Genomic DNA, 13,337 nt, shown 5'->3' on the forward strand with positions numbered 1-13,337 from the left:
GCATCAGCGTACTGACGATCAATCACGATATTTTTACGGTTGTCTGATAAAATAAGCTCGGCAAAAACAGGTTGCTCTGAACTAGCATCGGTCACCTGACCAACAAATAGCGTGGTATTCTTAGCCGGGGCTTGGGTGGCTACCGGTTTAGGAGCTGCTTTTTCGGGCTTCATATTAATTACGTACAAATCATTTCCGCCTAAACCGTCTTCTCGAGCGGTAGCATAGTACCCGTAAGCATTATCGGCCGAAGTAACAAAATAGATATCATCTTGGGCAGTGTTGATTGGGTAGCCCATATTAATGGGGGTGGTCCATTTGTCTTGATAATTGCGGCTTTGGAAAATATCGTAGCCTCCCATGCCCATGTGCCCCTTTGAACTGAAGAACAGGGATTTTCCCGAAGGGTGAATAAAGGGAGCATCTTCATCGGACTCAGTATTTATTTTGGGCCCAAGATTTTCGGGAGGACCCCATTCGCCTCGCCGGTCTTTTTGGGACACATACAGGTCAAAGCCACCAAAACCACCGGGACGATTACTCGAGAAATACAGTTTGTCGCCCGCCTGATTTACTGAAACCGATAATTCACGATAGGGTGAATTCACATGTCGGCTGACCGGTAGAGGCACCGACCATTCCTTGTCTTGGTAAGTAGAATAATAGATGTCGCCGTCCCCTTCGTCTACATAGATAAATAGCGTTTTTCCATCGGGCGAAATAGCCGCTCCACATTCATGATAGTGGGTATTAATATTGGTGCTAATCTTTTTGGGAATGAGCCAATCGCCCTTATGCCTTTTTACAATGTAGATATCTTCGTAGAAATTATCATCATAGGCTTTTCTACCCCCAGTTGAACCTTCTCGGCGCGAGGTAAATATGAGAGATTTACCATCAGAAGTGATTAGCGGAGCGTAGTCTTGATTACTAGAATTTAATTTTTTGAGATTACGAATCTCCACATTTTTAGGGTTATTCACGTACTCTATGCCAATATTGCACTGCTGAATGTGCCGATCCACAGTATATGTATTCTCAGCATTTTTACGGTACTGGTGAAAATACTCTAAAGCTTTCTCAAATTTTTGATTGTATTGATAGGCTAGTCCTAAATGAAAAACGAGAGTAGAAGTTGAATCTTGAGTGTTTTTGTAAACTTCTTCTAAGAAGGGCATAGCGCGGTGCTTATACCTACTCTTTAGGTAGGCTAACCCAATTTTATAGGTAATGGTAGGGTCATCAGGGGTAATTTCAGCGGCTTTTTGGTAGTTGACCGCTGCTTCGTAGTAAAAACCGTGCTCATAATACTTATTAGCGGTTTTTAGTATCCTTTTTACTGACTGAGCCCAGGTCACTCCCGATAAGAGGCAAAGAAAATAGAATATTAGTACCCGAAATATAAGTAGCACACCGAATTGTTAACAGTTTGAGTAAAAATACTATAGAATAGTGTGTTTAGAGAAACATTGTCGCTCAGTGCCTGACAATGTAGGTTTGTAGGAAACATTGCTTTTTATTGCAATAATATCGCTTTTTATGTAGATCGTAGGTTGGGTATTTTTGCAGAACCAAAAAGTCGGGGTATAGCACCTTCTGGTTGGTTTTGTACCAGTAGAAGACAAATGTGACGAACTATAATTAATTTTGAGGCTTATTTCATTATTATGGCGAAAACTTATAAAACTAACTTTTACCGCTCAAGGCACAACAAAACGCTTTATTCGGCCGAAACTATCATTAAGATTATATCGGACATCGTTAACCCAAAAAGTGTAGTTGATATGGGTTGTGGGGTAGGTACTTGGTTAGAAGTATTTACCCATTTAGGTGTAGAGGATGTTTTAGGATTGGAAGGTCACTGGGTAGAAGACGAGAAGATAGTTATTCCTCTTGCTAAGTTTAAAAAAGTGAACTTGGAAGACGAACTCACACTAGATCGAAGGTTTGATCTGGCAATATCGCTGGAAGTGGCCGAGCATATCAATGAACAGTACGCCGAACGGTTCGTCGAGAACTTAACTAAGTTGGCACCAGTAGTCATGTTCTCAGCCGCTATTCCGTTACAGGAGGGAAAGTACCACGTTAATGAACAGTGGCCTGACTACTGGAAAGCGATCTTTGAAGAAAAAGGTTACTTACTGGTTGACCTAATAAGGCCGCAAGTATGGAACGATGAACGTATTGAAATGTGGTATGCCCAGAATACGTTTGTATACGTAGACCGAAATAGAATAGCCGATTATCCCCAGCTAGAGGCACTTTACGTAGAGAACCCACCGCTATTATCCGCCGTTTTACCCAGGTTTTACGAGTTCAAACTTAAAAAATTTCCTATTGGCCGAGCCATTAAGAACAGGATAAAAAGAGCACTCTAATTTCTTCATTCAAAAGTGGCAAGCATAACTAATATCTCAGGGGTAATAATCACCTTTAATGAAGAACGCAATATCCGAGCTTGTATTGAATCACTCCAGCCGGTTGTAGAAGAGGTGGTGGTGGTTGACTCGTACAGTACCGATAATACTGAAAAAGTATGTCTGGAAATGGGAGTTAGCTTCTACCAACACGAGTTTGAAGGTCATATTGAGCAAAAAAACTACGCGATGAGCCTCGCTACTTACGATCATATACTTTCGTTGGATGCTGATGAACGCTTATCCGAAGGTATGATTGAGTCAATCAAAGGCGTGAAAAAGAACTGGGATGCCGACGGATACGTGTTTAATCGATTGAATAACTACTGTGGTGCTTGGCTTAAGAGAAGTTGGTATCCAGACAAAAAGTTAAGGCTTTGGGACCGTAAGAGAGGCAAGTGGGGAGGAACCAACCCGCACGACAAGGTCGTTATGGAAAATGGAACGGTGAGAAAGTTAAAGGGAGACATTCTGCATTATGCGTACGAAAATCTCGAAGAACACTATGAGCAGATAAAGCAGTTTGCCATCATCGCGGCCAATGCAAAATACAAAAAAGGTAAGTCGGCCAACTTCATCATACACGTATTGCTGAACCCTGTATATAAATTCTTTAGGAGATATATAGTTAAGCTTGGCTTTTTAGATGGATATTACGGATTTATCTTCAGCGGACTTACTGCTTATCTCAATTTTATGAAATATTTGAGACTTTGGGAGTTAAATAGAACCAATGGAAAATCAAAATAACATCCCAGTATCGGTAATCATTGCCACCTATAATATGCCCGAGTGGCTGGAAAAGGTGCTTTGGGGCTACGAGAATCAAACCTATCAGAATTTTGAAGTAGTCATTGCTGATGATGGATCAGAAGATGCGACCAAACAAGTGATTGACAAATTTATGGCTAATACTAAGTTGAGTATTCAGCACGTATGGCACGAGGACGAAGGCTACCGAAGACAAACAATTCTCAACGTGGCAATTACCAAAGCTCGATACGATTATATTTTGTTCACGGATGGGGATTGCGTACCTAAAGCCGACTTCCTTCAAACCCACGTAGCCCATGTGACCAACGGACGATTTTTATCCGGAGGATACTGTAAGCTACCGATGGAGCTGAGCCAACAGATTTCCCAAGAAGATATTATCTCCCAGCGATGTTTCGACCCGGCCTGGCTGAAAGAACGCGGGCTTACTGGAGCATCACAACTAAGAAAACTAAGTGCAACTAAAACCACCGGAAAAATTTTAGACACCATTACCCCGGCTGGTGCCACTTTTAATAATTGCAATACCTCGGTCTGGAAAAAAGATCTATTACACGTGAATGGCTACGATGAACGTATGCAATACGGAGGTCCGGATCGAGAATTGGGGCAAAGGCTAGAGAATTATGGGGTTAAGGGCAAGCAGATTAGACACCGGGCTATTTGCATCCACCTAGATCATAGCCGAGGTTATAAAAACAAAGAATCGGTCGATAAGAACCTAAGGATACGTAAAGAGAGTAAAAGAAAGAAAGTAATAAAAACCCCTTACGGTATCGATAAACTTGAACTTGGTAATAAGTAGTATTCACGCCACCGCTAGTATCAAACCCCATCTTTATGCTGGTTGCCATTTAAACATTGCGAGTACGAATTACAACCAAATCATCTTACTACGGGTCACTGTGCTAACATCCAAAGCCATCTGCGATGCCTACAGCATACTCGATTCTTCTGATTAGTTCTATTATTATACTTCTATCTACTTGCCCCGCATTTGGGCAACAAAGTGCTTCTTCTTGGCCGAGTAACGAACTAGGAATTAGTTTGATTAGCTACGCCAGTCGGCCCAGTGGGCATCTGCGGTTTGAGCGCACCTTCTATGCGCATCCGCTGCAAGGAGTAAGTTACAAGCGACACCTAGGCCGTTCGGCAATCAGACTTTCGGTAGCCCGTCAGGAACTCACTAAACGCCAATCAAATCAAGCAAGCTGGTCAAGCGAAGGTAGTTACGAAGCTACCTTAGTAAAGATTGGCTGGGAGCGAAGTTTCACCGCTAATGGCTTTAGTCCCTATGCGGGTATTGATCTGATGGGTATTCAATCTTCTTCCGAAGGCTCGTTTGGCGGGGGGATTACCGCTGCTTATTACGGCTTCACGGCTGAACGGCGGGGTTTGGGAGTATCGCCTACCGTAGGTGTTCGTTACCGTCTGCTGCGGTGGGTTTCGTTATTTGCTGAAACCGCTTTGGATGTATTTTATGCACATCGGCGAGGTGACTACACACAAATAGGACCAAGTACTATTCCATCAAACTATCCGGAGGTTGATAAAGGTTTCGAAGGGAAATTTAACCCGGTAGCTACCTTCGCAATTAATGTTGCGTTTTGATAGATATTTAATTGCTAGTCTCGCCAAGCCCAAATATAGTCAAAGACACCCTCTTCCAGATATTGTAATTGAAACCCGTGTTCTTGCAGATACTCACGAAGTGCGGCATTAGTCTCTTCACTTTTAGAACCTTAGTGAGTCTCTATTAGCAGTATGCGGACATTGCTAAGAATTTTTGGGGGTAGAGTGTAGAGAATAGCGTACTCAGAGCCTTCACAATCCAGCTTTAAAATATCAATAGCGCCAATTGCTTCCTTTTCCAAGAACTGAGGTAAGGTTACTGTCTCCACTTCTATCGATTCAGTGTTCGTAGCCTTATCAAATATACTAGCCATTGTGGTGTATCCATCTAAATTATTAGCACGAAGTGTAAGCGGTTGGCTGTTATCGCTGACGGCTTGGTGGTAAACATGCCAGTCAAAATTCGAATGCGTTTTTTTATAGCTCTCTAAAACTTGAAAATTAAAAGGCATAGGTTCAAAAGCGTAACCGGTAGCTTTAGGATACTCATAGAACATAAATAAAGAAAAATAACCTACGTTGGCCCCAATGTCTACGATAGTTGGGCTTTCTAACTCTAAAAGGTGTTCAGGTATATAACTGAAGTATATTCGGTCAAAAAAGCATTCACGAAACGATGATAGCATCTGGCGCGGTACCCGTACGCTAAACCCGTTTCTCAATTGAAAAGTAAAAGATTCTTGTTGGCCAAGTGTTTTGAACCATAGGTATTGCGGCCAGTTTTCAAAATACGTAAATAGGTTACGGTAACGGCGTATTTTACTTTTAGATTTCATAGAAAGTTTCGGTTGATAAGTATCACGTTTGCGAAGAGCAGAATGCCTGCTCTATCCCAACGTAGCGTATTTTACATACTTTTCATAAAAGGTACTACAGGTCAGCTAATCAATGGTTTTTCATCCATAGTAGATCCATATGTTGACTAGAATGAAGTAACGACTCGTAAGATGTATTTTCTAACTTTCCTTGTTCACCAATAATATGTGGGGTGTACTTTTTTTGATGAAGAGTATCAAGAAAGTCAGAGGGTGCTATGCCGCCTTTTTGCATATAAGAAGGAGCAAATTCAGTGTGAATAATGGGTACATGTTCCAGTAGCTGCTGTCCACCCTTGAGAACAAAAAACTCATAGCCTTCTACATCAATTTTAATGAATTTCACTCGGGATTGGTCTAATTGATGCTCATCTATAAAGGTATCTAAAGTAATAGTCGAGACTTCAACCTGCTCTCCTTCATTAATCGGTAAAAGGGAGTGGCGGCCTCGGTTTTTGGAGGGATACAGGTAAAGTGTTTTCTTCTCAACTTTGTCGGAAAGAGCCTGATTGTAACAAGTCACCTGCGTAGCATTATTCTGCTGGATGTTCTTTTTAAGTAAGTTGTAGTTAAGTGGGTCCGGCTCAAAGGCAAAAATTTGTGTATTAGCCGGTCCATAGCGGGAAAAAAGCAGTGAATACCAGCCAATATTAGCCCCTACATCCAGAACAATATCTCCCTCCTTTAACTGAACATTCTCTAAAAAACATTTGGTATTCTCCGGTTCACAAATACCATATTTATACAGATGGCGACCTAAAGCATCTTCCGTTTTAAAAGTAATCTTAAGATTATGCTTACTTAACGTTGTGGACATATATGGCAAACGAAATACCCACTTGCTAATTAAGTAAGCAACACTGCTTAGTAGTACGCTAAAACGGCTCTTTTCCATGCTTTTGATAAGGTTAGTTAATACATAAATACTACTAACTATTGCAACATGCAAAGGGCTATATGCCCTAGCATTAGTGATACGTAGCTTTTGTCATTCCTTCCGCAGCTTGAAGCGACTAGGGTACCATTTGTCCGTAAGTAACCTATTGTGCTTCAATGTGATAATTACTACGAATAGTCATCTGGCTGCCAAAAATACGTACTACATTTGTGGCGGCAAGTTACGGGAGGTACAAATACGAAACAATATTAAATAGCCAGCCTGAGAAACATTTTCAATACTACAGAACGGAAGCAAAGAAGTTGCTCAAAACTGATCAGAATTTGATCGTTGGGAGCTGAGCCAATTTATTTAGCAAACATGAATATCTTATTTACTACCCACCAAGGAGATACAGCCGGAGCTACGTACTCTATCGCCTATCTAGCTAAGGGGTTAGCGGACAAAGGGCACCAAGTCTACGTAGCAGCCCGCGCTGAGTCATTACTGTTTAGTTTGTTAAACGACAGTGGAGTACACTTAAGAGCAATGGCTTTCAAATCAAAGCTAGATTTTAAAACGATTAAGCAGCTACGGGATCTGATCGTTTCAGAAGAAATTGAACTGGTGAACGCCCAGGATAGTCGAGATCGTTATCTCACTATTTTTGCTAAGTGGAGATACAGACTAAATGTAAAGATTGTTCATACCCGGAGGCAACGGCCTAAGAGCGTGGGGGGGTGGCTTCATAATACATTCTACGTTCGGGGTACCGACAGAATCGTCGTGATTAGCGATGAGTTAAAAAAGATATTTATGGAACGAGGCTTTCCAGGGAATCATCTCCACGTAATTTACAACGGAACGCCCCGGTCGCAGTATGCCGACATTCGGCCAGAACGAGTGGAAGAGTTGCAAAAAAAGTATGGTTTACAACCTAGCGATACGGTCATTGGCTGTGTGGCCCGAATGAAAGAGCAACCTCAGCTTATTGAAGCTCTTCAGTATTTAGATGAAACTATCAAGGTGATATTTGCGGGAATTCCCAAGGGTAGTCTCGATGAGTACGTAACTCGATTTGATATTAAGCAGCGAATTATATACACCGGAACGTTGAACCGCCAAGACACACTGCACCTTTATAAACTACTAGACGTAAACGTATTGCCATCAACGATGGATGGTTTTGGGCTGGTATTAGTAGAGGCTATGGCCTTAGAAGTGCCTGTAGTGGCAACTAATTTTGGCGGCATTAAGAATGTGGTTACTCACGGAATAGACGGACTCCTGTTTGAAGATGGCGATATTAAGGAATTAGCTGAACAACTTGACAAGGCTTTGTTCAATACCTCAGTTCGGGAGAAGCTTGTTAAAAACGGTAGAATAACCGCATTGGAGAAGTTCTCTATTGAGAAGACCGTAGAGAATTACGAAATATTCTTTCAATCGCTTATTAATGCTTAATCAAGTCGGGGGCGTGAACATTCATCGACGGCCTATCGTTTTTAGGTATTAATCATCAATCACTACTCATTATTTATCGCTTCCGCTTTCTAACCTTTCATATTCTACATCTCTAATTTCGTGTTTCAACTTCTACTCAATGACGAGTATCCAAGCTTTCTTAAATTGAGGCTTACTACGAATCTGCTTAATTCTAGTACGAACTTTTTCAGTATCATCTGAGCGCATTATGTACGTGTAATAATACTGCTTCTCCGAATTATAGCCAACTTCAGCAGTATAGCGTTGCTGATTCAAACTTCTGGCAAGTTTAGTAGCATTAGATTTCTGAGAGAACGTTCCAGCAATAAGATATGACCCTTCCTCCATCTCTAGCGGATGTGTGCTTCTCTTATCGCGTTTGGCCTTTGCGAAACGTGGTTCGGTAGGAGCAGGCTTACTTTCTTCTGAGGTGACTGTAATATCTTTTGACTGCTCAATGTCTTCAAAAGTATCATCTTTCAAATTTTGATTATCAGAAGGCGAATCAGGCTTTGAAGAAGTTGAGTTGGGCTCTGAAGAAGTTGGATTAGGTTGAGAAGAAGGTTTTTTGCGGTCGGGAGTACTCTCCGGCACTTCCTCTTTCCCTCTTTTCTTCTTTTTCTTTTCTTCCCGTTTTCTGGCCTCAATTACGGCTTCTGGTATGGCATCAGAATCTTCTTGGGTTTTTAGGCGAGGTTTTCGTCGCATAGCGACTTTCTTCTTACCCAAAATTAAACCAAGTTGCACTTCGTGCGTACCAAAACTTTGCGAAGCTAGCTCATTACCCCCGGTGCCAAAGTGGTAACTAAATGAAAAAGACTTAGACTGAAAGCCTGCAATAGCGGCAATACCCGCTTGTTGTTGGTATCCACCCCCAACCCAAAAGCTTTCTTTAAATCTTAGCAACCCGAGTGCTTCGGCCTGGGGGGCATATTCAGTAGCGTAGTGATATAGTAAGGTAGGTTCAAACGAAAACTGACCAGTCGGGTCAAGATTAAAACGATAGTTAAGGCTAAGTATAGCTCGGTTAAACTCTCCTAAGCCCCCTGATGATTCGGTTGCAGAGAAAGAAGGTGGAGCAAACAAGTTGGGAATAGACACCCCAAGATTAAACCCTGATAGATGATACTGTAGCCCGGCTCTTCCCTGAAGATAAATACCCACTTCTTGTGCTGCCTGAAACAGAGCGTCGTCGCTGGTGTTAAGTCCGGTTAAATCGTAGCTATCTAGCCCGAAGCCAGCAGAAAGGCCAAAACGCAGGTAATGCTCTCGTTCCGATGAAAGTGGTATTAAATAAGCCGCTGTAGCCCTAAATGATGAAGAACGGAAAATACCCAGTTGGTCGTGAGTAAGATCGGCGCCAATAGAGAGCGGGTTCGCATTTCCGGTGGGGGCGTGAAAACTAAGATTGGTACTCATAGGGGCGCCTTCCACTCCTAGCCATTGCTGCCGATGAGTTAAATATAAAACCGGATGCGAATCGTACCCGGCAAAAGCGGGGTTATATAAGTATGGATTTGTAACATGATGCGTGAAAAATGGCATACGTTGCCCGATCCCGCTAAAACTGAGGGTCAGTAAGAATAGCAAACTGGCAACTAACTTCATACTTTGCAGATCGAGTCATCGACTTATGGCAAAACAAAACTATGAAAGTAGGAGGCAATAAAAAGGGAAGAAAAGCTAGTAACTTACCAATGAGGTAAAAATGAGGATATTGTAACTTTTTGGGGAGTATTGGTGTAAAGCCAAAGTTTTGTACAATACCACTGGTGATCTTATCCATTTTCTCAATGGTATGAAAAATTAAAAACTAGAAATCAGGAAAAATTATATGAGGATTACGGCTATCTTGTTGTAATGAGTTGGGTAATCTGCTAGTTTCGCTGCCTAACTTATTGAATTACAACTTTATGGAAGAGGCTTCATCATCTGCATTATTCACTAGTGATCCGGTGATTTTTGGTATTCTGATGGTGGTTCTGGCTTTTGTATTTACTACCTCAGCCAGCGAGCAACCTTTCTGGCAAAAATTCTACACCTACGTACCTTCGGTGCTACTATGCTATTTTGTACCGGGAATACTTAATTCGTTAAACATTATATCCAGTGAGGATTCTAACTTATATTTCGTAGCTTCTCGTTACCTGTTACCCGCGAGCCTTATCTTGTTTACTATTGGGATTGACCTAAAGGCCATTGCCCGCTTAGGTAAAAAGGCGGTCATTATGTTCTTGGCCGGAACGGTGGGCATTGTAATTGGCGGGCCACTAGCCATTCTGATCGTCTCTTCATTTTCTCCTGAAACAGTGGGGGGCACTGGACCCGATGCCGTATGGCGAGGATTAACGACTATAGCAGGAAGCTGGATTGGTGGTGGAGCCAATCAAGCCGCGATGAAAGAAGTTTTTGAAGTTGGCGATAGCATTTTTCCGGCAGTACTGGCTGTAGATATTATTATCGCGAATATCTGGCTGGCGTTTTTGCTCTACGGAAGTGGTCGGGCAGAGCGCATTGATCGGTTTTTTCGCGCCGATTCCTCGGCTATTAAAGACGTACAGCAACGTATTGAAGACTACGCGGCCAGCATTATGCAAATTCCGAAAACGGCTGACTTAATGTTAATTCTAGGATTAGCTTTTGGGATAACTGGCTTTTCACACTGGTGTGCCAACGGAATTGCGCCCTACCTTCAGGAGAACTATCCGATTCTCGAGAAATTCAGTCTTACTTCAACCTTTTTCTGGATTGTAGTAATTGCCACTGGGCTAGGTCTGGTACTTTCATTTACCAAACTGCGTAAATTAGAGGGAGTAGGAGCGTCTCGGATGGCAACGGTACTATTGTACGTACTTATTGCTACCATTGGTATGGAAATGGACTTGACGGCGGTAGTAAACAGCCCCGGATTATTTATGGTCGGAGCTATTTGGATTATGGTTCATATCGTAATTTTGCTGTTAGTCGCTAAGTTAATCAAAGCCCCGTTTTTCTTCGTGGCAGTAGGCAGTCAAGCCAATGTGGGAGGCGCGGCATCTGCTCCAGTGGTGGCATCCGCCTTTTCTCCTTCGCTGGCTCCGGTAGGCGTGCTCTTGGCGGTACTTGGCTATTTTGTCGGAACCTACGGCGCTTGGCTCTGCGGCATTCTGATGCAAACCGTAGCTGAGTAAAATATGAAATGCGAAATGAGAGATGTGAAATATGGAAGGTCGGAAGATGAAAGTAGGAAGGCCGGAGGTCGATAATGATGATTAAAGAGTAGTGACTAATTTCCAAAACTCAAAACGAGGGAAGAATTAGTGAACCGTTGACTATGGACTAAAAACCAATTTGCAATTTTTAATCTGTAATTTTTTCAATTTCCAATGACTCCTCAGCAAGTACTTAGTGATTTAAAAAAAAACCAATACGCCCCGCTGTATTTTCTTCAGGGGGACGAACCGTTTTATATTGATCAGATTGCCCAGCATATTGAGGAACAGGCTTTAACTGAAGCCGAAAAAGGGTTTAATCAGATCATTCTGTACGGGAAAGATACGGATATGCCTACGGTACTTACCAATGCCAAACGCTTCCCCATGATGGCTGCTCGGCAGGTAGTTTTGGTAAAAGAAGCACAGGAGCTGGCTGATTTACAGCAGAAAGCAGGTCAAGAGATGCTTTCGCAGTACGCTCAACAGCCGTTACCCTCTACAGTGCTAGTATTTTGCTATAAGTACAAAACGCTCAACAAAAATCTGGGGCTGTATAAAAAGCTCAATCAGTTTGCCGTGCTGGTTGAATCCAAAAAGATGTACGATAACCAAGTGCCAGATTGGATTCTTCAGTGGAGTAAACAGCGAGGGTTGAGCATTGAACAGCAAGCGGTACATATGCTAATGGATCACATTGGTAATAATCTGGAGCGGTTGGCTAACGAACTAGACAAAGTAGCAATTAATCTGGATAAAGAATTAACCGAAAGCATTACGGCTGAATTAGTACAAAAGTACGTAGGAATTAGCAAGGAGTATAACGCATTTGAGCTACAAAAATCAGTGGCTCAGGGCAACTTTGCCAAAGCGTTTCAGATTGTTTACTACTTTGCTGCTAACCCCAAAGCCAATCCTCTTATCCCAACAGTTGCGTTGCTTTTTACATTTTTTAGTAAACTGCTACTCGTGCATCAGGCTAGTGATAAAACGGAACGCGGTCTGGCTTCGTTATTAAAAGTACATCCATTTTTCGTGAAGGAGTATCGGACCGCCACAGTAAACTATCCGTTGCCCCGCGTAATTCGGAATATTGGTTTACTACGCCAAGCCGACTTACATGCAAAAGGTATTGACAACATTAGCGGTACCGATGAGCAAATTTTAAAGACATTGGTGTATCAACTGATGCACTGATTTTTAACACAATGTGTTAGGATGTTATCGTGTTATTGTATTCACGTAAACTTGAACACTTGAACACTTGAACACTTGAACACTTGAACACTTGAACACTCGCCACTACAGCAATATTTGTTAACCTATGAAGAAAGTTGTTTTTTTTCTACTACTACTTTTATCTACCGCTGGTTATTCCCAGGAATATTTGGCGCAGGCTATTCCCGAGCGTATGTATCAGCAGGGAGTAGATCTGCTGGAGAAGAAGAAATTTAGCGCAGCTCGCGAAACTTTTGAGCAATATTTGGCAAAGTCTCCCGATGGTGCTCACGCCACCGAAGCGCAGTACTACGCGGCGTATTCGGCAGTAAGGCTGTATAACCAAGATGGCGAAGCCCAACTAGCCGAATTTATGCGCGAGCACAGTAGCCATCCGAAGGCACTGCGCGCTAATTATGAATTGGGGAATTTCTACTTCAATGAGCAGCGCTACGACAAAGTGATTGAGTATTTTGGGCAAACCGATACGCGCAATTTATCGCTTACCGACGAAGAAGCTAGAAACTTTAAACTAGGGTATGCTTATTTTACCAAACAGCAGTTTGAAGAGGCCGAACCGTTGTTCAACTTGCTAAAGAAGAGTGACAATCCGTATCAGAGTGCCGCGCATTACTACGCTGGATATATTGCCTTAGAGAACGGCAATTACGAGGAAGCACTAAGCGAGTTACGTCAAATTGAGCAGGACGAATCGTACGGTCGGGCCGTTCCTTTTCTAATTGCTAATATTCTAAACCAGCAGGAACGATTCGACCAACTGAAAAGCTACGGTGAAAAAATATTAGAGAGAGACCAAAAAGAAGTAGCCAATTTTTCGGAAATTATGCTGCTGGTAGGAGAAGCCAACTACCGGCAGGAACGCTACGCGGATGCTGAGCCATTTCTGCAAAGCTACGCTCAGTCGCGC

General features: G+C 42.4%; 12 protein-coding genes. 8 read left to right on the forward strand and 4 right to left on the reverse strand.

The annotated features are described in order from the left end of the window. The coding region (locus tag WBA23_RS09610) for a tetratricopeptide repeat protein (protein WP_424582062.1) at positions 1 to 1,412 on the reverse strand (1,412 nt) is incomplete at its 3' end. A 255-nt stretch (positions 1,413 to 1,667) separates the two neighbouring features. Here WBA23_RS09610 and WBA23_RS09615 point away from each other — a divergent pair. The 4 genes from WBA23_RS09615 (at position 1,668) to WBA23_RS09630 (ending at position 4,802) form a co-directional block, all read left to right on the forward strand. Next, complete coding sequence (locus WBA23_RS09615; RefSeq protein WP_424582063.1) at positions 1,668 to 2,378, forward strand: methyltransferase domain-containing protein; 711 nt, start codon at positions 1,668 to 1,670, stop codon at positions 2,376 to 2,378. A gap of 15 nt (positions 2,379 to 2,393) precedes the next feature. Further along, on the forward strand, positions 2,394 to 3,167 hold the full coding sequence (locus WBA23_RS09620) for a glycosyltransferase family 2 protein (protein WP_424582064.1): 774 nt from the start codon (positions 2,394 to 2,396) through the stop codon (positions 3,165 to 3,167). Next, on the forward strand, positions 3,151 to 3,996 hold the full coding sequence (locus WBA23_RS09625) for a glycosyltransferase family 2 protein (RefSeq protein WP_424582065.1): 846 nt from the start codon (positions 3,151 to 3,153) through the stop codon (positions 3,994 to 3,996). The genes WBA23_RS09620 and WBA23_RS09625 overlap by 17 nt, the downstream gene beginning before the upstream one ends. 125 nt (positions 3,997 to 4,121) lie before the next feature. Then, entirely contained in the window at positions 4,122 to 4,802 is a 681-nt protein-coding gene (locus WBA23_RS09630; protein ID WP_424582066.1) for a hypothetical protein, read from the forward strand. 131 nt (positions 4,803 to 4,933) lie between these two features. Here WBA23_RS09630 and WBA23_RS09635 read toward each other — a convergent pair whose 3' ends face one another. Further along, positions 4,934 to 5,599, reverse strand: coding sequence for an FkbM family methyltransferase (locus tag WBA23_RS09635; RefSeq protein WP_424582067.1), 666 nt, complete (start codon positions 5,597 to 5,599; stop codon positions 4,934 to 4,936). A gap of 109 nt (positions 5,600 to 5,708) precedes the next feature. Then, positions 5,709 to 6,533, reverse strand: coding sequence for an FkbM family methyltransferase (locus WBA23_RS09640; RefSeq protein ID WP_424582068.1), 825 nt, complete (start codon positions 6,531 to 6,533; stop codon positions 5,709 to 5,711). A 363-nt stretch (positions 6,534 to 6,896) separates the two neighbouring features. Between WBA23_RS09640 and WBA23_RS09645 the strand changes: the two genes are divergently transcribed. Next, positions 6,897 to 7,979, forward strand: a complete 1,083-nt coding sequence (locus tag WBA23_RS09645) for a glycosyltransferase family 4 protein (RefSeq protein ID WP_424582069.1) — start codon at positions 6,897 to 6,899, stop codon at positions 7,977 to 7,979. Between the two features lie 132 nt (positions 7,980 to 8,111). On the opposite strand, the gene WBA23_RS09650 is transcribed toward WBA23_RS09645, so the two are convergent. After that, a complete protein-coding gene (locus tag WBA23_RS09650; protein WP_424582070.1) occupies positions 8,112 to 9,608 on the reverse strand; it encodes a PorP/SprF family type IX secretion system membrane protein in 1,497 nt (498 codons plus the stop codon). A gap of 305 nt (positions 9,609 to 9,913) precedes the next feature. On the opposite strand from WBA23_RS09650, the gene WBA23_RS09655 reads away from it, so the two are divergent. From WBA23_RS09655 to WBA23_RS09665, 3 genes are all read left to right on the forward strand, one after another. Beyond that, the gene (locus WBA23_RS09655) at positions 9,914 to 11,170 is read left to right on the forward strand and encodes a DUF819 domain-containing protein (protein ID WP_424582071.1); all 1,257 of its coding nucleotides are present in this window, start codon (positions 9,914 to 9,916) and stop codon (positions 11,168 to 11,170) included. A gap of 195 nt (positions 11,171 to 11,365) precedes the next feature. Next, the gene (gene holA / locus WBA23_RS09660; RefSeq protein ID WP_424582072.1) at positions 11,366 to 12,388 is read left to right on the forward strand and encodes a DNA polymerase III subunit delta; all 1,023 of its coding nucleotides are present in this window, start codon (positions 11,366 to 11,368) and stop codon (positions 12,386 to 12,388) included. Between the two features lie 127 nt (positions 12,389 to 12,515). Next, positions 12,516 to 13,337 (forward strand): tetratricopeptide repeat protein (locus WBA23_RS09665; protein WP_424582073.1); only part of this gene is annotated, 822 nt, incomplete at its 3' end.

The organism is Tunicatimonas sp. (assembly GCF_049647865.1).
Classification (GTDB): domain Bacteria; phylum Bacteroidota; class Bacteroidia; order Cytophagales; family Cyclobacteriaceae; genus Tunicatimonas.

Coding starts and splice junctions, on each gene's coding strand:
- WBA23_RS09650 (WP_424582070.1), bottom strand. CDS start 9,608: ATGAAGTTAGTTGCCAGTTTGCTATTCTTACTGACCCTCAGTTTTAGC.
- WBA23_RS09640 (WP_424582068.1), bottom strand. CDS start 6,533: ATGGAAAAGAGCCGTTTTAGCGTACTACTAAGCAGTGTTGCTTACTTA.
- WBA23_RS09655 (WP_424582071.1), top strand. CDS start 9,914: ATGGAAGAGGCTTCATCATCTGCATTATTCACTAGTGATCCGGTGATT.
- WBA23_RS09635 (WP_424582067.1), bottom strand. CDS start 5,599: ATGAAATCTAAAAGTAAAATACGCCGTTACCGTAACCTATTTACGTAT.
- WBA23_RS09630 (WP_424582066.1), top strand. CDS start 4,122: ATGCCTACAGCATACTCGATTCTTCTGATTAGTTCTATTATTATACTT.
- WBA23_RS09625 (WP_424582065.1), top strand. CDS start 3,151: ATGGAAAATCAAAATAACATCCCAGTATCGGTAATCATTGCCACCTAT.
- WBA23_RS09645 (WP_424582069.1), top strand. CDS start 6,897: ATGAATATCTTATTTACTACCCACCAAGGAGATACAGCCGGAGCTACG.
- WBA23_RS09615 (WP_424582063.1), top strand. CDS start 1,668: ATGGCGAAAACTTATAAAACTAACTTTTACCGCTCAAGGCACAACAAA.
- holA (WP_424582072.1), top strand. CDS start 11,366: ATGACTCCTCAGCAAGTACTTAGTGATTTAAAAAAAAACCAATACGCC.